Source organism: Priestia sp. YIM B13552 (assembly GCF_042787775.1).
Classification (GTDB): domain Bacteria; phylum Bacillota; class Bacilli; order Bacillales; family Bacillaceae_H; genus Priestia; species Priestia megaterium_E.
Genome location: NZ_JBHZOU010000002.1, coordinates 804856 through 827768 on the forward strand (window position 1 = coordinate 804856; position 22913 = coordinate 827768).

Sequence of the window (22913 nt, forward strand, 5' to 3'; positions counted from 1 at the left end):
ATTATTACTATTTATCATACAATAACCACTCCCATAAAGAAAGACCTTGCACGACGAGTCCTTCCTTTATTTTACTTTCGAATACGATTTTTGAGTGTACCTCTGCAATATTAACAGCACGGTCCTCAAGCTGCCCGTAATATCCCCCAAAAACAATGACAGGGAAACCTGTACATATACGCATAAGATGTGCTTGTGACAAAACGCTCCACCGCATCATTGTAATTGGTAACGGTTTCTAAAATCTATTGTAAACCTTAAATTTTCGCTATAAAATAAGATATAACCAGAATCTTCAATAAGAGGAGGCTTTACAATGAGCATGCTGAAAAAGATGGCATGGAGTTTTACTTCCTTCAAAAAAATAAGGTCGCTTCGCTTTGAGCATACGAATAAAACAATTGGCTTTGTGCTGTTTTTAACATTTATTTCTTTGCTGCCTACATTTTTCTTTATGACTTTGACGATTGTAAATGGCTATCATATCGCTACTACAGATCTTCCGAAATCTGTTTCTTCTTTTTCTATTTCAAACTCACAGCTTACGTCAAGTCAACCTTTCACAAAAAAAGTAAATGGTACCGCTTTTATCTTAAACCCCTCACAGTCTATTGAACGGTTTCATTCCCCTGCTCATGCCATTGGTTTTTTAAAGGATGGAATTTACATCACGACTAATTCACAAACACAAACGTATTCATATGAGTTGCTAAACTGGCATCATAAAGATAAAAATGAACTGCTAAACTTGCTGCACGAACAAAAATTTTCTTTATACATACTTGTCCCTATCGCTATGCTTTTACTGTACGTATTAACATCTGGACTAAACTTCCTTTTTATTACCTGCCTTGCTTATCTTGGGAAACTGATTGGACTCATTACTAAAAAGCAGCTTCCTTTCAAGCAGCTATGGGCACTGAGCGCTTATAGTACAGTAGCCTTCACGCTGCTGTATACGCTTTTTGAAGCTTTTTCTTTGTCTCTAGCACTACATAGCTCTCTTTACTGGATAGGAACATTCTTCATTTACTTGTTGCTCGTCACAAGGGTTCCTATAAGAAAAAAAGTAAAACCTAATAAAGATGCTGGGACAAACGTATCTTAGTTGAAGGAAAATCCAAACGAGGAATCTAGATTCTTGATAGAGAATCCACCTCTTTTGGATTTTTTTATTGATATGGTGAACGCAGGTTTCATGTATGCGGCTGCTTCTAGCTGGTGATTGGAGTGATGTAGTTAAGTCTCAGCCTCTTTATTTCGGTACAACTTTTCTTCTTCCCATTGCACAAGGAAGAATTTTCAACTGATACAAAACCCACAAACCTCCTGCTGTGAGCAGAATAAAGCTATAAACAAACATCAGCCTTTCAGTGTGCATCCACACTTCAAAAACAACAGGTCCCAACGCTACTCCTAAAAATCTCACCGTTCCATAAATGGATACAATAAACCCTCTTTCTTCGTCTGAAGCCGCTGAAGTAATCATCATATTAATACACGGAAGAACAAATCCTAAGCCGCCAAAGGCGACTGTCAAACAAAACATCAGCACAGGAAGCGTATAAATAATCGTTAATACTCCAAACATCAGGAATAAAAGAGTTATCCCTACTATCATTAATTTTTTCATGAGCTCTACATCTGTTTTGATGCGTTGACCCGTCCAATAAGAAACGAGCGTCATCGCACCAAGAGGAAATAAAAAAGCGGTTCCTTTAAAAAAACCGTCTATATGATACGTTTCCTCTATTAGAAAAGATAAGTAATATAAAATGCCAAATAATAAAAATAACCCCAATCCCCCCACAAAGAATAAAGGAAAAAGCGATTTTCTTTTATCATAGACAATCCCAATGGCTCTCTTTAAATATTCTTGAACAGATACTAAATCCGAGCCTGTTTTCCCTTCTCTCACATACATCACTATACCTACTAAAGCAGCACCTGCAGCTAAAGGATAGACAAAAAATGCGGCATACCATACGACGAGTGCTGCCGATGCTCCAATTATCGGCGCAACCACTTTTCCAACTCCGTTATACACTTCTAAAATCCCGAGGACTTTTGCTCTTTTTTCCCCTGTAAATACATCTCCAGTTAATGCCATTGCCAACGTTGTAGTACCTGCAGCTCCAATCCCTTGAATGACTCTGCCTGCCATCAACACAGCAAAGCTTCCAGAAGAGAATAAAGCACTACCAGCAGCGATGACACTGCCTATTATCATCATGACGAGTGAATATATGATTAACTTTTTACGCCCATACCGGTCTGATAAAATTCCTACAGCAGGAATACACAATGCGGCTGGAATCGAAAATGCACTCAGTATCAAACTGGTTTGAACTCCGCTTAAGTGAAGTGACTTTTGAATGCTTGGCAGCAGAGGAATGAGCATGGAATTTCCCAGCACCATGATTAAAGGCAATAAGCCTAATGAAACAACCATTAATTTTCCTTTCAATTTTCGTTCTCCAATCATATTTAAGTAAGACAAGCATAGGCTTTACACATAAGCAAAAGAATGAAGGAGGAGCATAATGAAAAAGCTATGTGCATTAGCCGCTTTCGCTTTTATCGGATATATTTGTCACTACGACATTAAATACGGGACCATTCCCACTGCTACTGAAGCAGTTCAAGTCAGCAAAGCGCAGCCTGCAGAAACAAAAGCCGCCAGCTCTTCTTCCACCTATACAAAAATAAAAATTAAGCCAGGCGATACAGTTTTATCCGTCATTGAGGAGCTTACAAAAAAATCGATACCGGTTTCTATGAACCAAATGATTACAGACTTCAAAAAGTTAAATAACGGTACAGCGCCTGAGGATATTCAAATTGGAAAAACGTATAAGTTCCCTATTTACAAGTAATGACAGCATTCTTCTTGTCAAGATGGGATAGTCATTGTTAAAATAGCTAAGGTAGTACTTTCTACTAGTTATTTTGTTCATAAAGAGTTATTCTATTAATGAATTCAAATTCTTGATTTCATTTTGAAGGAGAGATTATCACGTGAGTGAAATTATACATCGTACAAAAACACGCCCGGTTAAAGTTGGAGATTTAACAATCGGAGGCAGCAACGAGTTAGTTATTCAAAGTATGACAACCACTAAGACACATGATGTTGAAGCAACGGTTGCAGAAATTAAACGTTTAGAAGAAGCAGGATGCCAAGTTGTTCGTGTTGCTTGTCCAGACGAGCGCGCAGCAGATGCAATCCCTGAAATTAAAAAACGCATTAACATTCCATTAGTTGTGGATATTCATTTTGACTATCGCTTAGCATTAAAAGCTATTGAAGGCGGAGCGGATAAAATCCGTATCAACCCTGGTAATATCGGTCGCCGTGAAAAAGTGGAAGCTGTTGTAAATGCTGCAAAAGCTAAAAATATTCCAATTCGTATTGGAGTTAACGCTGGTTCACTTGAAAAACGTATTTTAGATAAATACGGCTATCCGACAGCAGATGGCATGGTAGAAAGTGCACTTCATCACATTAAAATTTTAGAAGACCTTGATTTCCATGACATCATCGTTTCAATGAAAGCATCGGATGTTAACTTGGCAATTGAAGCTTATGAAAAAGCTGCTCAAGCATTTGACTACCCTCTTCACTTAGGAATTACAGAATCGGGTACATTATTTGCAGGAACTGTAAAAAGTGCAGCAGGTCTTGGCGCTATTTTATCTAAAGGAATCGGAAATACATTACGTATTTCTTTAAGTGCGGATCCTGTAGAAGAAGTAAAGGTTGCGCGCGAATTGCTAAAATCATTCGGTTTAGCTTCCAATGCTGCAACTCTTATTTCTTGCCCAACTTGCGGACGTATTGAAATTGATTTAATTAGCATTGCTAATGAAGTTGAAGAGTATATTTCAACTGTAAAAGCACCGATTAAAGTAGCGGTACTTGGCTGCGCTGTAAACGGTCCTGGTGAAGCTCGTGAAGCTGATATCGGGATTGCAGGAGCACGCGGTGAAGGTCTACTATTCCGCAAAGGCGAAATCGTACGCAAAGTTCCTGAAGAAACAATGGTTGAGGAACTAAAAAAAGAAATTGATAAAATTGCTGCTGAATATCACGCAAAGCAAGAAGCTGAAAAAGCTGCAGCTAAATCATAACTAAAAAAAGCGAGGCGCATATGCGCCTCGCTTTTTTTATGAAAAGAACGGTAATATAAACGTACCGACAATAATCGATACAACTCCGATCCCTATTGCCCATGCTCCTAGCGTAAGTGCTCCTTTTCTGCGTGCGATAAACCCTAGAATAATCCCAGCGGCACCAAGAATAATTGGTAAAAAGAATAGTGAAAGAATCGAAAGCACGAGTGCGAAACGACCGTATCCCGTTCCTTCTCCTCGTCCAGCGACTTCATGATTGCGATTGCGATTGCGATCAATATCTATAACTTCACGCTCTGCATGAGGCTCTCCTACTCGGTAAGGAACGCCCACTTCAGCTGCAGTTTCTTCCATGAAATCAGCTTCATATACATCTTTTCTACGCCTTTGTTCTTCATTCTCCATGCTTAATCCCTCGCTTTCGTAAATAAGGAGCATTTATAGTATCTGAATGCGGGGAAAAATTATAAGTGTTAATCTTATACAGCCGCTCGCTCCCTTATAAGAAATAGGTACAGACGCAATCACCAGGCCGTGCAGTGATCATTACGTTTTGCTAAAGGCGTATAAAAAGTATTACTGTTTCTCTTTAGGCTTTATGTTACACTAGACAAGAATAATCAAGCACCTAAGTAGAATAAACGTATTAAAGGAGTGCACGTAGTTGACGAAAAAGTTTGGAATTGACATTGATGGAACTGTTACTTCTCCTGAAACTTTTGTTCCTCATTTAAATAAAGCCTTTAACTTAAATTTAACACTTGAAGACATTACAGAATATGATTTCAGCCCTTTTGTAAATGTATCACCTGCTGAACTCGGGAAATGGTTTAAAGCAAATGAACGCTCTATTTACGAAACCTCTCCACTTGCAGACGATGCAAAAGCGGTTTTGCAAAAATGGCATCAAAAGCACGAATTATTCTTTATTAGTGCAAGGCACGATAAGCTATTGGACGTCACGGAAGAATGGTTTCAAAAAAATGAACTATCGTTTCATCACATTGAGTTAGTGGGTTCTCATTTTAAAGTTGAGACAGCAAAACGATATGATGTTGATATCTTTTTTGAAGACAAACATGATAATGCTTGTGAAATCAGTGAAGAATGCAATATCCCTGTTATCTTATTTGATACTCCTTATAATCGCTTACCTGTTCCAAAAGGAGTGGTTCGCGTATACAATTGGCTAGAAGCAGATCAGTGGGTAGCCAGCTGGTTAAAAGAACAGCAAAAATAAAAAAGAGAGGTGCATAACGCCCTCTCTTTTTTATTGATTACATTCTATACATTGACCGTAAATTTCAAATTTATGGCCTGTAATATTGTACCCACGCAAATCCTCGTCTACATACTCCATCGGACAAGCTTCAATTTCTTTTGTTTTTCCACAATCTAAACAAATGAAGTGGTGATGATGATGGGCGGTCGCACATTTAAATCGAAAGTGCTTTTCGCTCGAAAGCTCCGTCATTTCAAGTACGCCTAACTCCACAAACAATGATAAATTACGGTAAATTGTATCAAAACTCAGACCAGGATAATCAGGCTTCATGTACTCTAATACATCTTTTGCCGTTAAGTACTTATTTGATTTTGAAAACAGGGCAAGCATTTCTTCACGCTTTCCTGTATGTTTATATCCTTGATCTTTTAATAAATGAATGGCTTCAGTTAAATTCATTTTTGTTTCCCCTTCCGTCCTTTATTAATCATAATAGATATGATTAAAATAACAACAGCAATGACAACAATTGTACCGCCTGGTGCTAAATCCAAGTAGTACGCTGAAAATAATCCGCCTAAAACAGATATTTCGCCAAAAATCACCGAAAGCAGAATCGTTTGTTTAAAGCCTCTAGCTAAGCGAATGCTTGCTGCTACAGGAAGAGTCATAAGAGATGACACTAATAAGATACCGACGATACGCATCGATACAGCAATGACAAGAGCAACCATCACAATAAATAAAAAGTGCATCCACTTCGATTTAATCCCAGAAGCAGAAGCGTGCTCCTCGTCAAAAGATAAAATAAACAATTCTTTATATAAGAAAAAGACAATAGCTATAACAAATACGGCTATGACAACAACTGTCCAAAGATCCGAACGACTCACCGCACTTACGCTTCCAAACAAATAGTTCATTAAATCATTATTAAAACCGTCCGCTAGCGAGATACAAATTGCACTAATCCCAATTCCGCCCGATAAAATAATCGGAATGGCCAGCTCTTGGTAATGCTTGTAGACGCTTCGAAGTTTTTCAATAAAAAGAGCGCCTGTAACGGAAGATACCATCCCTAAATAGACGGGGTTCACTCCTTGCATAAACCCTATTTTCTGACTAAGAAGCAAGCTCGCAGAAATCCCTGCTAGCGTCACGTGACTTAACGCGTCTGCAATTAAAGAAAGACGTCTTACTACGATGAACGTGCCCAATAAAGGAGCTAAGACGCCAATAATCATACCGGTTAAAAATGCATTTCGTAAAAACTCAAATTGAAATAAACTGCTTATCATACGTGCTGCCCTCCATGATGATGATCATGGGTTAACACATGAACATTATGACCATAAAACATAGATACGTCATGTTCACAAAGCTGTTCGAATTCTTTAGCATTCCCATGAAAGTGTAGAAATTTATTTAAACAAGCAACGTGGGTTACTTTTTCTGAGACAGTGCCAATATCGTGAGTAACAAGCACAAGCGTAATTCCTTTTTCTTTATTTAACTTTTCGAGAAGCTCATAAAAAGTGTACACATTTTGTGCATCCACTCCGACTGTTGGCTCATCTAAAATTAACAGCTCGGGTTCACTTACAAGCGCGCGCGCAATAAAAATTCGCTGCTGCTGACCACCGGACAGTTCTCCTATGTTTCGATTTAAAAATTCGCTCATCCCCACTGCTTCTACCGCTTCTTTTACTTTTTGTTTATGAGAAGCATTCATAAAGCGAAACAAACCTAATTTTGAAGTAAGACCCGTGGAAACTACTTCAAAAACGGTAGCAGGAAAGCCGCTGTTGAAACTATTCGCTTTTTGCGATACATATCCAATTTTACTTCGTTCTTTAAACCTTCTCTGATCTTTTCCAAATAAACGAATTGCCCCTTGAGATGGTTTTTGCAAACCAAGCAAACATTTGATTAGCGTTGATTTCCCAGAGCCATTTGGACCAACGAGACCCAAAAAAGCTCCTTTTGGAATTGAAAAACTTATATCTTCTAATACATTCACTCCATCATATTGAAATGATAAATGATCAATTTCAATGATATCAGGTGTATTCATATGCGCCTCACCATTCTTTTTTTATATTTCTCCATACAAAAGAGGGCACGGTTTCTATCGTATACTCCGTTACCCATTTACTTTCTCAGAATCATTACGATTTAGTCATTAATGTAGTATACAGGATTGTCTTTTATTTGTAAACTAAGCCGTTTCACTCCTTTGCTTTCTTATCTCCGTAAGTTCATCCGACTCGAAATGTTGTTTTATTACACAATATAGTCACATCTTTCTTTTTTATTCATAAACTGTATATGACGAGGAGGTAATCATATGAAAATTGTACAGCAGATTGTCAATAAGAAAGTAAACAACATTACCCCGAAAGAGCTTTTAAAGTATAGCAAACAATACAACATCCCCATTACAGATCAGCAGGCACACACACTTGTATCCGTCATTAGACAGCAGCCCGTAAATATTTATAACCTTGAAGAGCGCCGAAATTTAATCAAACAAATTGCTCAAGTAACAGATCGTGAAACTGCCAGACGAGTGAACGAATTATTTCAGCAGTTGATGTAGAAGAAAAGGTCATGTCTATAGACATGACCTCTTCTTTTACATATGAAATTACATAAGCTTTTGTTTTAGCTCTGAATCAAAGCTTTGTGCACGAACCATATCAATTTCCAACTGATATGGCGCTTTTTTATTTTTCTTATCTTCTCCTACATAAGGAGTTTCTAGAATTTTAGGAACTTCTGTAAACGCTGGGTGATGAACAATATAATTCAGTGCACCAAATCCGATTTCACCAAATCCAATATTTTCATGGCGGTCTTTTCGAGCACCGCATACATTTTTACTATCATTGATGTGAAGCACTTTAATTCGCTGTATGCCTACGGTTTTGTCAAATTCATTTAATACACCGTCAAAGTCTTGAACGATATCATAACCAGCATCATGTACGTGACATGTATCAAAACAAACAGAGAGCTTTTCATTGTGCGTCACGCCATCAATAATTTGGGCAATTTCTTCAAAACTTCTTCCACACTCTGTTCCTTTTCCAGCCATTGTCTCAAGCGCAATTTGAACTTCTTGATCAGCTGTCAACACTTCGTTTAGACCTTTGATAATTTGCTGAATACCGGCATCTGCTCCAGCGCCCACATGAGCTCCTGGGTGAAGAACAATTTGCTTTGCACCAAGAGCATGGGTGCGCTGAATTTCAGACGTTAAGAAATCTACTCCAAGCTCAAATGTTTCGGGCTTTGTTGTATTTCCTAGATTAATGATATAGGGAGCATGTACAACAATATCTGTCATTCCATGCTCTTTCATATGCAAAAGACCAGCTTCAATATTAAGCTCTTCAATCTTTTTGCGACGAGTATTTTGTGGAGCGCCTGTATAGATCATAAACGTATTCGCTCCGTAAGAAGCTGCCTCTTCACTTGCTCCTAAAAGCATCTTTTTGCCGCTCATTGATACGTGAGAACCAATTTTCAACATTACTTTTTACACCTCTAACCTATTGCGATTAACGATTGTTGCGTCTTTCACTACGCTTTTTCTTTTGCACATACTTTGTAATTTCACGAGCACGTTTTTTCTTGTAGCCAGGCTTTACTTTCTTCGGCTTTTGAATAAAGCGATGTGCCTCTTCTCCCACTTCATCCGCTTTCTTTACACGCTTTTTACGGCGGTTACGGTCATCGATGGAAACCCATTCTTGCTTTTGAAGATCTTTGTTTACAAACTCGATTCCCATTTTCTCCAGCTTATTTACTGCATCTTCATCTTCCACATCGAAGATTGTAGCAGCAATTCCAGAATGACCAGCACGAGCTGTACGTCCTACTCGGTGAATGTAGAAATCTAGATCTGAAGGAAGCTCAAAGTTAATGACGTGTGAAATTCCTTCAATATCAATACCGCGAGCTGCTAAATCTGTCGCTACTACGTATTGAAATTCTAAATTATTAATTTGCTTCATCATTTTCTTACGGTCACGAGGAGATAAGTCTCCGTGAATTCTTCCTACTTTTAATCCTTTAGACAGTAGGTCATCTGCTACTTCGTCCGCCATTTTCTTTGTATTTGTAAAGACGATAGCTAAATAAGGATTATAAGAAATAAGCATATCATGCAGGAGCTTAAACTTGTTGCGATGACGCAGTGGAACTAATACATGCTCTAATTTAGCTGCTGCTGCTTGCTTCGGCGAAACATGCGTGAATTTTGGATTTTCCATGTATTTTTTTAAGAATGGCTTTAATTTTTCAGGAATAGTTGCTGAAAAAACAAGCATCTGTAATTTTTCAGGCATATTGCTTGCCAAACGGTCCACATCTTCTAAAAATCCCATATCAAGCATTAAATCAGCTTCGTCTACTACTAACGCCTTTGTTGTATACACAACTAACGCTTTTTCATTTACTAAATCAAACAAACGAGCCGGTGTTCCTACAACAACTTGAGGCTGCTTCTTTAATTTGTCGATTGTACGCTGCTTATCTGTACCGCCGATAAAACATTTTGCTGAAATTTCTTCTCCTTCAGCACTGTGTTTTGTTAGCTTTAATACTTCTTGATAAATTTGAGAAGCAAGCTCACGAGTTGGAGCGGTGATTACAACTTGTACTTCTTCTTTTTTAGGGTCTACCTTTTCAAGTAAAGGCAATAAATAAGCGTGTGTTTTGCCGGTCCCTGTTTGCGACTGACCAATTACACTTTCCCCTTTTAAAACGGAAGGAATTAAGCGCTCCTGAATCTCTGTAGGCTGATAAAAACCTAATTGTTTAATTGCTTCTATTAAAAATGGTTGAAACTCAAAACGTTCAAAGTTTGTTTTTTCCATAATAGTCTCCTTTTTTACATTCACGTTCATCTTTTAAGGCACAATATATGATTATAATCGATTTTTCCTTCTGTGACTACTTCTCATTCATATTACTAAAACTTATTACCTGTTTCAAAAACATTTTATCGCGAGTTGCATACGATAGTAAAAGAAAATCTACTTTACTAAAGGAGGTGCGTCCTTTGCTACAGCGAAGACCACCATTTCCACCCGGTATGCAAAGAAGAATGATGCCAGGAATGCCACCACAAAACGGCTTTGGGCAACAACCTGGTAACTTTGGCCAATTTAATCCATTACAGCAGTTTCGTAACTTTGCCCAGCAAACAAATGCTCAACAATCATTTTACCCGAATCAGCAAGGCCTGAACCGTGGAGGAGGTAACTTCTTAACTCGCCTATTCCGAAGAGGCGGAAATAGAAACATACCATTTCAACAAGCGGCTGCGGCTGCTCCTCGAGGTTCTTTGTTTTCTGGACTTTCAGGAGCCCAAGGTGCTGCAGGAGCGACTAACTCTTCTTCCCTGCTTGGAGGTTTGCAAGGATTAACGAACCCTGCTAACTTGAGCTCCATGATGGGGAATGTTCAGCGAGTACTAAAAGCAGCGGAAACGATGGGACCTATGATTCAACAATACGGACCTCTTGTCAAAAATGCTCCTTCTCTATGGAAAATCTATCAGGCCTTGCGCTCAAGTGATGACACAGATGAAGTACTCGAAGCAGAAGGAACAGAGGTTTCTGAAACTGATGAAAGTAAAGACAGTAAGGTTTTATCAGCAGGCGCAGAAAGCACGGATTCATCCGATGATGAGCTGGATTTCTTTGAAGAAGAAATTGAACATTCATCCAGAGATCGGGTGTCTAAACCAAAACTTTATATTTGATAAATCTGCTGATTCCTTAAGGAAATACAGTGAGCAAAAAAAGAATATCTTTGTATTCTTCCTTCCTCTTTTATATAATAGAAGCGAGTTGAATTGCTCGTCAGGATTATGATGAGGAGGAAATTGAAATGAAAGTTATTAAAATTGCACCGCGCGGCTATTGTTATGGTGTAGTAGACGCAATGGTCATTGCACGAAACGCCGCTTTAGATAAATCATTGCCTCGACCAATCTATATCTTAGGAATGATTGTTCATAATAAACACGTTACAGATGCGTTTGAAGAGGACGGCATTATCACACTGGACGGTGCTAATCGCCTAGAAATCTTAGACCAAATAAATGAAGGAACCGTTATTTTTACTGCGCACGGAGTATCTCCAGAAGTAAAAGAACGAGCAAAAGAAAAAGGCTTAACAACAATCGATGCTACATGTCCGGATGTTACAAAAACCCATGACCTTATTCGCCAAAAAGAAAAAGAAGGTTATGACGTTATTTATATCGGAAAACGAAATCATCCTGAGCCAGAAGGTGCACTTGGTATCGCGCCAGATATCGTTCATTTAATTGAAAAAGCAGAAGACGTAGCCCATTTAAATATTCAACGTGAAAAAATCATTGTAACAAATCAGACAACAATGAGTCAGTGGGACGTTGCAGAAGTAATGGAAAAGGTAAAAGAAAAATATCCGCACGCTGAAGTTCACAAGGAAATTTGTTTAGCTACACAAGTTCGCCAAGAAGCTGTAGCCGAGCAAGCAGGTGAAGCAGATGTTACAATTGTAGTAGGAGATCCTAAAAGTAACAACTCAAACCGTTTAGCTCAAGTATCAATGGAGATTGCCGGCACTGAGGCATATCGTATCGGTGACATCTCAGAGCTGCAGATCGAATGGTTGATGAACGCGAAAACCGTAGCTGTTACGGCAGGAGCATCTACCCCTACTCCAATCACAAAAGAGGTCATCAATTTTCTAGATCAGTTCGATCCGGAAGATGAAACAACTTGGACACGTGAAAAAAGCGTGCCTCTTTCAAAGATCTTACCAAAAGTTCGAACAAAAAAATCGTCTTAATAGACGCAAAAGAAGGTGTTGACATTCGTCAACACCTTCTTTCTTTGTTACATAAACGTAAATGGGTTTGTGTCTACTTTTGAATCAAATACTTCACACTCAAAGTTTTTCGCATCAAAAAGACTGGTTAATACACGCGTTACACCTTGTCTCATAACTTTTTCAACATGATGACCAGGATCTACAACGTTTAATCCCATTGCCATTGCATCATGCGCAACGTGGAAATACAAATCACCTGTTACATAGGCATCTGCTCCGCTAAATTTTGCGTTTGTAATATATTTGTTTCCATCTCCGCCAAGAACAGCTACTTTTTTCACTGTGGCATCCATAGACCCTACTACTCTAACACCATCCACATCCAATACTTGTTTAACATGAGCGGCAAACTGTTTTAACGTCATCTCTTCTTTTAACTTACCAATTCGTCCAAGTCCAAGCGTCTCGCCCGTTTGTTCCACTGGATAAATGTCATAGGCTACTTCTTCGTAAGGATGAGCACTGAGCATGGCACGAATAATTTTATTTTGTTGACCCGCTTCAAAAATAGTTTCAACTTTTGCTTCATTTACACGTTCTAACTCTTCTTTTGAGCCAATGTATGGATTGGCTTCTGAAGAAGGTTTAAACGTGCCTTCCCCTTCAGTTGAAAACGTACAGTCGCTGTAAAGACCCACATGTCCAGCTCCCGCATCACAAATAGCTGTGCGCACTGCTTCAGCATGATTTGAAGGAACAAATACAGCAAGCTTTTTCAGCTGAATAGACGTTGTTGGAACCAGCACTTTTGTCTCTTGTAGCCCCAATGCTTCGGCTAACAGGTCATTTACTCCGCCTTTAGCTATATCTAAGTTTGTATGAGCAGCATATACAGCAATATCATGTTTGATGCATTTCTCTAAAATACGCCCTTCAGGACGTTCTGTAACCACTTGTTTTAGAGGTCTAAAAATAGGAGGATGATGAGCAATAATCAAATCCACTTGTTTTTCAATAGCTTCGTCTACGACCGTTTCAAGAACATCTAACGTTACCATTACTTTTTTTACAGGCTTGTTTAACGTTCCAATCTGCAAACCAATTTTATCTCCTTCAACCGCTAAATGCTTGGGAGAAAATGATTCAAATGCTTCAATTACTTGAAATCCGTTAGGAATTTTACTCATTTTAACGCCTCCTCAATTAATGAGATGTCTTGGGTAAGTTTTTGAAGTTTTGCTTTGCTTTCCTCGGACTGAGCCAGCTCCATTTGGCTGACAATTTGTTTAAGATGATTTAGTTCATGCGTCCACTTTGTCATAAAAGCAGAAGAGCGCTTTTCTTTTAAAATAGGGCCCATTAACACACCGGCTTCCACTTCACCGTTATAAGGAGCTAAGGCGTTTCCAGGTTCAGCGACGATGACTTCATACATACGACCGTCTTCTTCGATGATTTTTTCATCAATGATTTCCCAGCTGTGTTCAATCAGCCAGCTGCGAATATGATGTGAACCAATATTCGGCTGAAGTACAAGCCTTTTTACTCCTTCTAACTTTGCTTTTCCTTCTTCTAAAATCATTGTAATAAGCGTTCCGCCCATTCCGCAGATTGTAATACAGTCTACTTCATTCGGTGATATTACTTCTAGGCCGTTTCCTTTTCGAACGTCAATAACGTCCGTTAAGCTTGTTTTTTTCACCTGCTGAATAGCAGATTGAAGAGGCCCTTCTGTAATTTCTCCTGCTACGGCACCGCTAATATATCCATTTAAATAAGCAAAACACGGCAAGTATGCATGATCTGAGCCAATGTCTGCTATCTTTGCTCCCAAAGGAATCGACTTTACTACTTCTTCAAGTCTTATTGATAAGTTTAATTCATTCATTTTGTCACCTATTCTCTATGTGATTACTGTTCATTATTTTAACATAGATAGCTGCATGATTCCTATTTCTCTTCATGTTTTCCTTTTAGCTGAATGCTTATAAAAAATCACAAAAAAAAAGCCTGCTTTATAAATGAGCGGCTTTCCAGAAAATCATGTTTCTGAACTCTATTTAATTTCTGATACCCATTTAGCCATTTCCTTCGCTTTTTCCGGAGGAACCAGCCCAGGCGGCATGTTTCCTTTACCGTTTACAACAATATCTGCAATTTCGTCTTGAGAAACTTTTTTCCCAATTCCTTTTAACGAAGGACCTACTCCACCTTGATACTGATCACCGTGGCAACCAATACAAGTTTTTTGATAAATTTCTTCTGGTTTAGCTGAAGCCTGCTGTTCCGCGCCACCGCCTTCTTTTTCAGCCGCGATTTCTTTTGCGTTATTCAATCCGTTGAACGAAAGCGTTAACATTAAAGCAATCCCAATTACCGCAATTAATAAAAATGGTATTAGCGGATTTCGCTTCACTCACTATACCCCCTTTATGTATTCCCATCCCTAGAAATAACAAAATAGTATAAGCACTTTTATTTTACTTGAAAATGCTCATAAGTGAAAGGGTTTTATTTACATAATTAACTAATTTCTTATTGCGTATCTTAACAGCCAATTTGTCTTGCAATAACCGAGCGCTGAATTTCTGAAGTTCCTTCTCCAATTTCTAAAAGCTTGGCATCTCGTAAATACCGCTCCACGTGATACTCCTTCATGTAGCCGTATCCTCCATGAATCTGAACAGCTTGACTGGCTACTTCCATACAAATTTCAGAAGCATACAGTTTACACATAGCAGCTTCTTTCGTAAATGGCTTTCCTTGGTCTTTTAACCACGCTGCTTTATACACCATATTTCTTGCTAACTCAATTTTCATCGCCATATCAGCTAATTTAAACTGAATCGCTTGAAATGATGAAATAGCTTTCCCAAATTGCTTTCTTTCCTGCGCATATGACAGTGCTTTTTCATAAGCCGCTTGAGCGATTCCAACGGCCATTGCTCCAATTCCAATTCTTCCCCCGTCAAGCGTCATTAGAAATTGTTTAAAGCCTTCTCCTCTTACACCGAGTAAATTCTCTTCAGGCACTTCAACATCCTCTAAAACGAGTTCAGTTGTATTTGAAGCATGTAGACCCATTTTCTCGTAATTGTCTATTACAGTAAAACCTCGAGCTTCTGTAGGCACGATAATAGCTGAAATTTCTTTTTTCCCTTCTGTACGATTTGTAACAGCCGTTAAAGCTAAAAACTTTGCATAGCTGGCATTCGTAATATAGCATTTACTTCCATTAATCCTAAATGTTCCATCCTTCAACACTGCTTCGGTCTCCGTTCCCCCCGCGTCACTTCCTGCGTTCGGTTCGGTTAAACCAAACGCTCCAAAAGATTCCCCGGAGCATAAAGCAGGTAGGTACTGTTCTTTTTGCTCCTTTGTTCCGAATAAATAAATAGGTGCGCCCCCGAGCGAAACATGAGCTGAGTATGTAATTCCTGTAGAGCCACAAGCTTTACTTAATTCCTCTACGACAATAGCAAAACTAACCGTATCTGCTCCTCCGCCTCCATACTCTTCAGGAAAAGGAAGCCCCATTACACCAAGCTCACTTAACTTTTTAAAAACATCAAGCGGAAATTGCTTACTTCGATCGCGCTCTAGTGCATTCGGTGCTACTTCCGCTTCTGAAAACTCTCTGAGCGTCCGTTGAATCATCTTTTGTTCATTGGTTAATTCAAAATTCATTTTTTATTCCCCCTAAAAAAATGTATACGCTTACATTATTTAATTATAATTCATTTTTGTAAATTTTCTCAACTTTTAAAACGTTTTAATTTTTTCGTGTTATAATATAAGAGTACTAATCAAAGCATGAATAAAATGATAGCGATTCCATTTTTCGGATGTTTAAAAGGAATTTGAACAGCTTACGCTCTGTGACAAAAGAATACAAAGGAGCATTTGCAAAACGCAGGACAATTCAGTAAAATATATGAAAGAAGAAAAGTTGGTAAAAAAATCAATATACTTCTTCAAAATGCGTTTTTATGAAATTTATTCCATAAAAAATAGATAGCCCCTTTCCTCTAGGAAAGAAGCTATCTCATAAGCGTTATTTACGCTTTTATCTATTCTAAGAAATCTTTTAAACGTTTGCTTCGGCTAGGGTGACGAAGCTTACGAAGCGCTTTAGCTTCAATTTGACGAATACGCTCACGCGTTACGCCAAATACTTTTCCTACTTCTTCAAGCGTACGCGTACGTCCATCGTCCAGACCAAAGCGGAGTCTAAGAACATTTTCTTCGCGATCTGTTAACGTATCAAGGACGTCTTCTAACTGCTCTTTTAATAATTCATATGCAGCATGTTCAGAAGGTGATGTTGCATCCTGGTCTTCAATGAAGTCACCTAAATGAGAATCATCTTCCTCACCAATTGGTGTTTCAAGAGAAACCGGTTCTTGAGCAATTTTTAAGATTTCACGAACTTTTTCAGGTGTTAAGTCCATATCTTCTGCAATTTCTTCAGGAGATGGTTCGCGACCTAAATCTTGTAGAAGCTGACGTTGAACACGAATTAGCTTGTTAATTGTTTCAACCATATGAACGGGAATACGAATCGTTCTTGCTTGGTCAGCAATTGCACGAGTAATAGCTTGACGAATCCACCATGTCGCATACGTACTGAATTTATAACCTTTGCGATAATCAAATTTTTCTACCGCTTTAATAAGACCCATGTTTCCTTCTTGAATTAAATCAAGAAACAGCATTCCGCGTCCAACATAGCGTTTTGCAATACTTACAACAAGACGTAAGTTTGCTTCAGCAAGACGACGTTTCGCTTCTTCATCGCCTTCTTCAATACGTTTTGCTAAATTGATTTCTTCCTCTGCTGACAATAAGTCAACGCGTCCGATTTCTTTTAAGTACATACGAACTGGATCATTAATTTTTACACCAGGAGGTACACTTAAATCATTTAAATCAAACTCTTCTTCTTTTGACAGTTCTTGAATATCGGGATCGGCATCGTCATCATTTGCTTCAGATTCACTCATTACTTCAACACCTTGTTCTCCAAGGTATTCATAATATTCATCCATTTGATCGGATTCAATTTCGAAGTTCGCCATACGCTCTGCAATTTCTTCGTATGTGAGCACACCACGTTTTTTTCCGATTTCGGTCAATTGATCTTTTACTTGTTCAATTGTTAAATCTGAATCAAGTTGTTTTGATTGAGCTGATTTTTCAGCCATCAGATCCCCTCCTTCCAAAATTTTAAGGAAAACCTTCTAAAAGTGGGACTAATACGCAATATCGTTTATTTTAACGTTTTTTTCAACTGTAAAATTTCCATTGCTATTGTCGCAGCTTTTAAATAATCTTTTTGACGCTCTGCTTCTTGCTTTTCTGCTTCTTTTTTTTCTATCGCTACCCTTTGTGGGTAAATCAATATCGTTTGGATATAATCATTCAAAGCTTGCTCCGACAATTCATCATTGATTGACATCATCGCCAATTCTGAAGCTAGACTAGACAACGAAGACTCGGGCAACCGCTCGATAAATCCGCTCGGATTAGGCTCGTGTCCTTCCTCGTAATAAGCATACAAATATAGAACAAGCGCACGATGTTCCTCGACATTGAACTGACCTTGAAGTCGGTCTTGAATTCTAAATGCTACATCCTTATCTTTCAACATATGAGCGATCAAAAAACGTTCTGCATTTTGATAAGCCGGTAATAAGCTTCTCTTTACGACTGGTTGTCTATTTATATTATTTCGATTTGGAGAATCATTATCCTTTTTCTTTTTTTCAGTTCGATACACTTGATACTGCTGTTCTTTAAGCGCATCTAATGAAATGGAAAACTCTTGTGCCAATTGGCGTAAATAATGATCTCGCTCTACGGCTTTCGTAAGGAGGCTTATTTCTTTCAAAACGTCTTCAATGTATTGCATACGTTCAGATTCATTTTGTAGATTTCGTTTTCGGCGGAGATACCTCATTTGAAATGCCATAAAGGTCAAGCTGCTATTAATAACATCATTTTGAAACTTCTCTGCCCCGTATTCTTTAATATAATCATCCGGGTCATAACCATCCGGCATCACAGCAATCTTAACGGTACAACCCACATTTGTTAAGATAGCAGTTGCTTTGTGCGCTGCTTCAATTCCGGCAGAATCTGCATCGTAGCAAATGATAACGGACTCTACATTTCGGCGAATAATCTTGGCCTGTTCTTCTGTTAAGGCAGTTCCCATTGTTGCAATTGCGTTCGGGCAACCCGCTTTAACAGCCGAAATAACATCTGCAAATCCTTCAAATAAAATAACCTGCTGATTTTTGCGTATATGTTTTTTAGCGCGGTGAAAGTTGTAGAGTGTGCGACTTTTGTTAAAAATAGAAGTTTCGGGACTGTTTAAATATTTAGGCTGCCCTTTTATCTCTTTTAGCAGGCGCCCTGAAAATGCAATTGTTTTGCCTTGCAAGTCAGCAATAGGAAACATAATTCGATCACGAAAACGATCAAAGTACGTTTCATCTTGGTTGCGTTTAATGATTAAACCTGCATGTTCCATCTCTTGCGGATTAAACCCACGTTTTGTTAAGAACTTACTTACAAATTCCCACGAATCTAAAGCAAAACCTATCTCAAATTCATCGATAATTTCTCGTGAAAACCCTCGATTTATTAAATAATCATAAGCATCTTGGCCTTCTTTTGTATTTACCAATAAATGATGGTAAAATTTCTTTAAAAGCTCGTGTGCTTCAATCATTTTATTGCTAGGCTTTTGATTATCTTCTTCATGAGGATGTATCTCATGTTCGAAAGGAATATCTCCTTTTTCAGCAAGCTGCTGAGCTGCTTCCGTGAAGGACAGTCCTTCTAATTCCATTATGAATGAAAATGAATTCCCTCCTGCACCACATCCAAAGCAATGATAAATTTGTTTATCAGGCGATACTGAAAAAGACGGTGTGCTTTCCCCATGAAACGGACAGAGTCCAAAATAATTGCGCCCTTGTTTTTTTAGTTGTACATAATCGCTTATGACGTCGACAATATCTACTGAATGCCGAATACGGTCGATTACTTCATCAGGAATTCGATTTGCCATAGTAACAGCTCCGTATTTCATATAATATTCTTCACTAAGTGCTAAATTCCTGCAAGTTTCGACAACATTTTTTCAAAAGCTTGAATGAAATGCTGGCGATCTTCTTCACTAAATGCCTTTGGGCCTTTAGTATGACGGCCTGACCGTCGCTCTTTTGCAGAAACATAGCGAAAGAAAAGCACCGTATTCATTTCGTCGTCATTATAGTACTTTCCACGAGGAGACAGTGCGTAAACCCCTCGACTTACTAACATGCTTGCTAAGCCAGTATCTTGAGTTACGACAATATCCTGCTTGACTGCGTGATTTAAAATATATAAATCTGCGGCTTCCTTTTCTGCATCCACATAGACCCATTTTCCTGGTGTAGGATTTGTTTGCATGTGAGCATAGGAAGCAACAAACACAAGATCGATGTCATATGTATGTGTAAGTTCAACGATTTCTGCTTTAACAGGGCATGCATCAGCATCGACAAAAACTTTACTTTTTCTTTTGCTATAACTCTGTATTCTACATCCCTCCAGAGATTCCTTCTAACAATTTGTTATTTCCTGTAGATGGCATTTGTCGAATACTTTTTTCGATTCTGACTTGACTTTTATATAAATAGTTTATTCGTTCTTAACAAAGTCTAAACCTAAAACTATTCTTTTTTATCACAATTTTTTATTATAATATAAACAACCTATATTTTCTATACCAAAGTCACTTGTTTTTAAAAGTTCTGTCATATTCATCTTTGGGATATTTTCTTAGGCTTACAGCATACAAACATAAGAAAGCAATCTCCTTTCTGTCACGCACAGAGGAGATCTATCGTTTATTTCTTTTTGATGGTATTGAGAATGATACCTGCTGTTTCTTCTACGGCTCTGTTGGATACGTCCACCACTTCACAGCCAATCTTATCTACAATCCCTTGGAAAAATTCAAGTTCTTCTTTAATACGGCCAATATTAGCATAAATTGCTTTATCATTTAGCCCAAGAGACTTTAAACGCTCTTTACGAATATCGTTTAGTTTTTCAGGACTAATAGTAAGCCCTATACACTTCTCAGGTGATACGTGAAACAGCTCTTCTGGTGGATCAACCTCAGGTACAATCGGAACATTGGCTACTTTCAAACGCTTGTGTGCTAAAAATTGAGAAAGAGGTGTTTTAGATGTTCTTGATACACCGATTAATACGATATCCGCTCTAAGAATGCCTCTCGGATCACGCCCATCATCATATTTTACTGCAAATTCAATCGCTTCTACTTTCTTAAAATAATCTTCGTCTAATTTTCTAGCCATTCCTGGCTCATAGCGAGGAGAAAGTTGATAAGAAGATTGAATTTTATCAATTAAAGGTCCAATAATATCAAATACCTCTACCCCATTCTTGGACGCTTCTTGAATTAAAAATTCTCTCATTTCAGGCTTTACTAGCGTAAAACCAATAATAGCGTTGTTCATCTTCGCTACTGAAACCACTTCTGAAAGTGTTGCGATGTCCTCTACGTAAGGTACTCTTTTAATTACAAAGTCCGTCATATTGAACTGACTTGATGCAGCCTTTACAACTAGTTCAGCTGTCTCACCTACAGAATCCGAAATGACATAAAGACATGGGTTGTTCATATTTTGTGCATCCCCTTTTTAATCCTTTTTCACTTATAATACTTCATCATTTGCTAATGCTACTAGTAATTTTGTAATATTTGTTTTGGTAATGCGTCCCACCACTTCAAAATTGCCGTCTCCCTCTTTAATAACGGGCATAGCATCAATCTGTTTTTCAATTAAGATCTTAGCAATATCAATCAACAAATCTTCGCGATAGCAATATGTAATGTTGGGCATTCTCGTCATGATAATATGAACAGGAATAGATGTGAGCTCTTGCTTTCCGATACTCGCGCGCAATAAATCTTTACGCGACAGTACTCCCACTAGCTGGGATTTCTCATCCACTACAAAAAGGGTCCCCACGTCTTCTAGAAACATTGTACAAATAGCATCATATACCGACACATTTTCGTTCACGACTACCGGGATAGACTGATATTCTTGCACCTGTATTTTTTTTATTTTATCTGTAAGAAGCTGTGCTCCTGTTTTACCTGTGTAAAAGTAACCTACGCGCGGTCGCGCTTCTAAATAACCGGCCATTGTTAAAATAGCCAAGTCCGGTCTTAGCGTTGCCCTCGTAAGGCTAAGCTGATCTGCAATATGCTCACCTGTAATAGGGCCTTCGTCTTTGACAATTTGCAAAATTTGTTCTTGTCGTTTGTTCAGTTCGATTGTACTCACCACCTAATCATTAAATGTGACATACTATTTATAAAACATTATATACTTTTTAAGCAAAAGTAAAAGCTATAACTTATTAATTTTAGCATTTTATCTTTTTAGAATGCCGTTTATTTTACCACGGCTTCTCAAAAAAAGCAGGCATTACGCTTACAATAAGCGAAACTACACCTTCGCTCCACAGTAAAAAGGGTGTCCCCTACACACTACGAGGCACCCTAGCGACAGCAATTCCTTGCATATCACTGATTATCTTTTCTACTTCTCATCAGAGAGCGATTGTTTTAAAGACTCCATCTGATTCAAAAACCGCTTTGTTTTTAAAAACAATCCTGAATATTCTTCGTAATATTGATCAATTACGAACTTTAATTGTTTTTTTGTTTCGGGCTTAACAGAAATAGAACCTAACCGCTTTAAATCAATGTAATAAAATAGCCTTAATAGTTTAACCGTCATCGGACTAATTTTCAAATGATAAGGATCTTTTTCTAAGCATCGATGACAAATAAACCCACCTTCTCGAATGGAAAAATGAAAAGTTCCTTCACCTTGGTGGCAGACTGCACATTCATTTAATGTAGGATGAAGACCTAGAACGTTTAACATTTTCATTTCATAAATAAATGTTAAGATCTCTGCATCATACTCTTCGTTCATATAATGAATGGTTTGGTGCAGCAGTTCAAATAGAAATGGATTTGGCTTATTGTTCTCAGTAGCTTTATCCGTTAATTCAAGAATATAAGAAGCATACGCTGTTGTGAAGATATCTTCGCGTATGCTTCTCATAGATGAGATAACTTCTCCTTGATGGAGAGTACCCATTCCTGAACCTGCTTGTATAAAAAAGTATCCATACGTAAATAATTGTGTGACGGAAGCTAAGCGACTACTGGGCTTTTTTGCCCCTCTTGCCATGAGACCCACTTTTCCGAGTTCACGTGAATAAATGGTGACAATTTTATTTGATTCACCGTAATCATTCGTTCGAATCACAATTCCTTCACACTTTTTAAACAATCATCATCACCGCCATCTTACAGAAGGCTAAGACAAGGGAGAATTGAGACTTTCGCTGTTGTCCTCATATGTTTCGGGTCTTTCTTTCACTTCATTTTCAAGTTCCTTAAAAATGAGATAAGTATCAATGCTACCTGTTTGTGAAAAAATGTTCCAAGTAAAATTCAACATAGAACTCCCACCTTTCTAACCATAAAGATCAGATACATATTTCAATTCCTTATGTTTAGAATAGCCTTCCGACGTAAAATCATGTAACACAATTTTTTACAAATTACCTTCTTTTATGAAGGGATATAAATCGACGCAAACAAGAACTC

The 22913-nt window shown here is 38.1% G+C and carries 26 protein-coding genes; 7 read left to right on the plus strand and 19 right to left on the minus strand.

What is annotated here, in order from left to right; translation table 11 throughout:
* Positions 1-7 precede the first annotated feature (7 nt).
* Complete coding sequence (locus ACFX40_RS10215; protein WP_034276871.1) at positions 8-202, minus strand: hypothetical protein; 195 nt, start codon at positions 200-202, stop codon at positions 8-10.
* Between the two features lie 114 nt (positions 203-316).
* Here ACFX40_RS10215 and ACFX40_RS10220 point away from each other — a divergent pair, with 114 nt between their 5' ends.
* The gene (locus ACFX40_RS10220; protein WP_377254879.1) at positions 317-1108 is read left to right on the plus strand and encodes a DUF1189 domain-containing protein; all 792 of its coding nucleotides are present in this window, start codon (positions 317-319) and stop codon (positions 1106-1108) included.
* Positions 1109-1255: 147 nt separating this feature from the next.
* Here the strand turns inward: ACFX40_RS10220 and ACFX40_RS10225 are convergent, their stop codons facing one another.
* Positions 1256-2467 (minus strand): MFS transporter, encoded by a 1212-nt coding sequence (locus tag ACFX40_RS10225; RefSeq protein ID WP_377254882.1) that lies wholly within the window; start codon positions 2465-2467, stop codon positions 1256-1258.
* A 76-nt stretch (positions 2468-2543) separates the two neighbouring features.
* On the opposite strand from ACFX40_RS10225, the gene ACFX40_RS10230 reads away from it, so the two are divergent.
* Together ACFX40_RS10230 and ispG are read left to right on the plus strand one after the other, a co-directional pair.
* Complete coding sequence (locus ACFX40_RS10230; protein ID WP_013059203.1) at positions 2544-2876, plus strand: hypothetical protein; 333 nt, start codon at positions 2544-2546, stop codon at positions 2874-2876.
* A 151-nt stretch (positions 2877-3027) separates the two neighbouring features.
* Entirely contained in the window at positions 3028-4131 is a 1104-nt protein-coding gene (gene ispG / locus ACFX40_RS10235; RefSeq protein WP_201763664.1) for a flavodoxin-dependent (E)-4-hydroxy-3-methylbut-2-enyl-diphosphate synthase, read from the plus strand.
* Positions 4132-4167: 36 nt separating this feature from the next.
* Here ispG and ACFX40_RS10240 read toward each other — a convergent pair whose 3' ends face one another.
* The gene (locus ACFX40_RS10240; protein ID WP_377254885.1) at positions 4168-4539 is read right to left on the minus strand and encodes a DUF4190 domain-containing protein; all 372 of its coding nucleotides are present in this window, start codon (positions 4537-4539) and stop codon (positions 4168-4170) included.
* 259 nt (positions 4540-4798) lie between these two features.
* Between ACFX40_RS10240 and ACFX40_RS10245 the strand changes: the two genes are divergently transcribed.
* A complete protein-coding gene (locus tag ACFX40_RS10245; protein WP_013085038.1) occupies positions 4799-5374 on the plus strand; it encodes a 5' nucleotidase, NT5C type in 576 nt (191 codons plus the stop codon).
* A gap of 30 nt (positions 5375-5404) precedes the next feature.
* On the opposite strand, the gene ACFX40_RS10250 is transcribed toward ACFX40_RS10245, so the two are convergent.
* Genes ACFX40_RS10250 through ACFX40_RS10260 form a run of 3 tightly spaced genes read right to left on the minus strand, consistent with a single transcriptional unit; the run spans position 5405 to position 7433 of the window.
* Positions 5405-5818 carry a Fur family transcriptional regulator gene (locus tag ACFX40_RS10250; RefSeq protein WP_013059207.1) on the minus strand — a complete coding sequence of 138 codons (414 nt, stop codon included), beginning with the start codon at positions 5816-5818 and terminating at the stop codon, positions 5405-5407.
* Positions 5815-6657, minus strand: coding sequence for a metal ABC transporter permease (locus ACFX40_RS10255; RefSeq protein ID WP_013059208.1), 843 nt, complete (start codon positions 6655-6657; stop codon positions 5815-5817). Before ACFX40_RS10255 ends, ACFX40_RS10250 begins: the two co-directional genes overlap by 4 nt.
* Positions 6654-7433, minus strand: coding sequence for a metal ABC transporter ATP-binding protein (locus ACFX40_RS10260; protein ID WP_013059209.1), 780 nt, complete (start codon positions 7431-7433; stop codon positions 6654-6656). Before ACFX40_RS10260 ends, ACFX40_RS10255 begins: the two co-directional genes overlap by 4 nt.
* A gap of 273 nt (positions 7434-7706) precedes the next feature.
* On the opposite strand from ACFX40_RS10260, the gene ACFX40_RS10265 reads away from it, so the two are divergent.
* Positions 7707-7958 carry a DUF2624 domain-containing protein gene (locus tag ACFX40_RS10265; protein ID WP_013059210.1) on the plus strand — a complete coding sequence of 84 codons (252 nt, stop codon included), beginning with the start codon at positions 7707-7709 and terminating at the stop codon, positions 7956-7958.
* A gap of 48 nt (positions 7959-8006) precedes the next feature.
* On the opposite strand, the gene ACFX40_RS10270 is transcribed toward ACFX40_RS10265, so the two are convergent.
* Complete coding sequence (locus ACFX40_RS10270) at positions 8007-8894, minus strand: deoxyribonuclease IV (protein WP_028410628.1); 888 nt, start codon at positions 8892-8894, stop codon at positions 8007-8009.
* A 28-nt stretch (positions 8895-8922) separates the two neighbouring features.
* Positions 8923-10242, minus strand: a complete 1320-nt coding sequence (locus ACFX40_RS10275) for a DEAD/DEAH box helicase (RefSeq protein WP_013059212.1) — start codon at positions 10240-10242, stop codon at positions 8923-8925.
* A gap of 176 nt (positions 10243-10418) precedes the next feature.
* Between ACFX40_RS10275 and ACFX40_RS10280 the strand changes: the two genes are divergently transcribed.
* Together ACFX40_RS10280 and ACFX40_RS10285 are read left to right on the plus strand one after the other, a co-directional pair.
* Positions 10419-11132: a YqfQ family protein gene (locus ACFX40_RS10280; RefSeq protein WP_223272395.1), complete on the plus strand. Its 714-nt coding sequence runs from the start codon at positions 10419-10421 to the stop codon at positions 11130-11132.
* Positions 11133-11260: 128 nt separating this feature from the next.
* Positions 11261-12211 (plus strand): 4-hydroxy-3-methylbut-2-enyl diphosphate reductase, encoded by a 951-nt coding sequence (locus tag ACFX40_RS10285; RefSeq protein WP_013059214.1) that lies wholly within the window; start codon positions 11261-11263, stop codon positions 12209-12211.
* A gap of 47 nt (positions 12212-12258) precedes the next feature.
* Here ACFX40_RS10285 and ACFX40_RS10290 read toward each other — a convergent pair whose 3' ends face one another.
* The 11 genes from ACFX40_RS10290 to ACFX40_RS10340 all read right to left on the minus strand — a co-directional run bounded on the left by ACFX40_RS10290 (position 12259) and on the right by ACFX40_RS10340 (position 22764).
* On the minus strand, positions 12259-13380 hold the full coding sequence (locus tag ACFX40_RS10290) for a Nif3-like dinuclear metal center hexameric protein (protein WP_377254888.1): 1122 nt from the start codon (positions 13378-13380) through the stop codon (positions 12259-12261).
* Complete coding sequence (locus ACFX40_RS10295; protein ID WP_028410626.1) at positions 13377-14081, minus strand: tRNA (adenine(22)-N(1))-methyltransferase; 705 nt, start codon at positions 14079-14081, stop codon at positions 13377-13379. Before ACFX40_RS10295 ends, ACFX40_RS10290 begins: the two co-directional genes overlap by 4 nt.
* Positions 14082-14249: 168 nt before the next feature.
* Positions 14250-14609, minus strand: coding sequence for a cytochrome c550 (cccA, locus tag ACFX40_RS10300; RefSeq protein ID WP_013059217.1), 360 nt, complete (start codon positions 14607-14609; stop codon positions 14250-14252).
* Between the two features lie 131 nt (positions 14610-14740).
* Positions 14741-15880 carry an acyl-CoA dehydrogenase family protein gene (locus ACFX40_RS10305; RefSeq protein ID WP_013059218.1) on the minus strand — a complete coding sequence of 380 codons (1140 nt, stop codon included), beginning with the start codon at positions 15878-15880 and terminating at the stop codon, positions 14741-14743.
* 383 nt (positions 15881-16263) lie between these two features.
* Positions 16264-17397, minus strand: a complete 1134-nt coding sequence (rpoD, locus tag ACFX40_RS10310) for an RNA polymerase sigma factor RpoD (RefSeq protein WP_013059219.1) — start codon at positions 17395-17397, stop codon at positions 16264-16266.
* A 65-nt stretch (positions 17398-17462) separates the two neighbouring features.
* The gene (gene dnaG, locus ACFX40_RS10315; RefSeq protein ID WP_016765586.1) at positions 17463-19271 is read right to left on the minus strand and encodes a DNA primase; all 1809 of its coding nucleotides are present in this window, start codon (positions 19269-19271) and stop codon (positions 17463-17465) included.
* A 41-nt stretch (positions 19272-19312) separates the two neighbouring features.
* Positions 19313-19783: a YaiI/YqxD family protein gene (locus ACFX40_RS10320; RefSeq protein ID WP_026106699.1), complete on the minus strand. Its 471-nt coding sequence runs from the start codon at positions 19781-19783 to the stop codon at positions 19313-19315.
* 311 nt (positions 19784-20094) lie between these two features.
* On the minus strand, positions 20095-20898 hold the full coding sequence (locus ACFX40_RS10325) for a pyruvate, water dikinase regulatory protein (RefSeq protein ID WP_013059222.1): 804 nt from the start codon (positions 20896-20898) through the stop codon (positions 20095-20097).
* Between the two features lie 33 nt (positions 20899-20931).
* Positions 20932-21570, minus strand: a complete 639-nt coding sequence (gene ccpN, locus ACFX40_RS10330; RefSeq protein WP_025750542.1) for a transcriptional regulator CcpN — start codon at positions 21568-21570, stop codon at positions 20932-20934.
* 258 nt (positions 21571-21828) lie between these two features.
* A complete protein-coding gene (recO, locus tag ACFX40_RS10335) occupies positions 21829-22593 on the minus strand; it encodes a DNA repair protein RecO (RefSeq protein ID WP_013059224.1) in 765 nt (254 codons plus the stop codon).
* Between the two features lie 27 nt (positions 22594-22620).
* Positions 22621-22764: a YqzL family protein gene (locus ACFX40_RS10340; protein WP_014458193.1), complete on the minus strand. Its 144-nt coding sequence runs from the start codon at positions 22762-22764 to the stop codon at positions 22621-22623.
* Between the last annotated feature and the right edge of the window lie 149 nt (positions 22765-22913).

Coding starts and splice junctions, on each gene's coding strand:
- ACFX40_RS10220 (WP_377254879.1), top strand. CDS start 317: ATGAGCATGCTGAAAAAGATGGCATGGAGTTTTACTTCCTTCAAAAAA.
- ACFX40_RS10230 (WP_013059203.1), top strand. CDS start 2,544: ATGAAAAAGCTATGTGCATTAGCCGCTTTCGCTTTTATCGGATATATT.
- ACFX40_RS10240 (WP_377254885.1), bottom strand. CDS start 4,539: ATGGAGAATGAAGAACAAAGGCGTAGAAAAGATGTATATGAAGCTGAT.
- ACFX40_RS10250 (WP_013059207.1), bottom strand. CDS start 5,818: ATGAATTTAACTGAAGCCATTCATTTATTAAAAGATCAAGGATATAAA.
- ACFX40_RS10255 (WP_013059208.1), bottom strand. CDS start 6,657: ATGATAAGCAGTTTATTTCAATTTGAGTTTTTACGAAATGCATTTTTA.
- ACFX40_RS10260 (WP_013059209.1), bottom strand. CDS start 7,433: ATGAATACACCTGATATCATTGAAATTGATCATTTATCATTTCAATAT.
- ACFX40_RS10265 (WP_013059210.1), top strand. CDS start 7,707: ATGAAAATTGTACAGCAGATTGTCAATAAGAAAGTAAACAACATTACC.
- ACFX40_RS10270 (WP_028410628.1), bottom strand. CDS start 8,894: ATGTTGAAAATTGGTTCTCACGTATCAATGAGCGGCAAAAAGATGCTT.
- ACFX40_RS10275 (WP_013059212.1), bottom strand. CDS start 10,242: ATGGAAAAAACAAACTTTGAACGTTTTGAGTTTCAACCATTTTTAATA.
- ACFX40_RS10285 (WP_013059214.1), top strand. CDS start 11,261: ATGAAAGTTATTAAAATTGCACCGCGCGGCTATTGTTATGGTGTAGTA.
- ACFX40_RS10290 (WP_377254888.1), bottom strand. CDS start 13,380: ATGAGTAAAATTCCTAACGGATTTCAAGTAATTGAAGCATTTGAATCA.
- ACFX40_RS10295 (WP_028410626.1), bottom strand. CDS start 14,081: ATGAATGAATTAAACTTATCAATAAGACTTGAAGAAGTAGTAAAGTCG.
- ACFX40_RS10305 (WP_013059218.1), bottom strand. CDS start 15,880: ATGAATTTTGAATTAACCAATGAACAAAAGATGATTCAACGGACGCTC.
- rpoD (WP_013059219.1), bottom strand. CDS start 17,397: ATGGCTGAAAAATCAGCTCAATCAAAACAACTTGATTCAGATTTAACA.
- dnaG (WP_016765586.1), bottom strand. CDS start 19,271: ATGGCAAATCGAATTCCTGATGAAGTAATCGACCGTATTCGGCATTCA.
- ACFX40_RS10325 (WP_013059222.1), bottom strand. CDS start 20,898: ATGAACAACCCATGTCTTTATGTCATTTCGGATTCTGTAGGTGAGACA.
- ACFX40_RS10340 (WP_014458193.1), bottom strand. CDS start 22,764: ATGTTGAATTTTACTTGGAACATTTTTTCACAAACAGGTAGCATTGAT.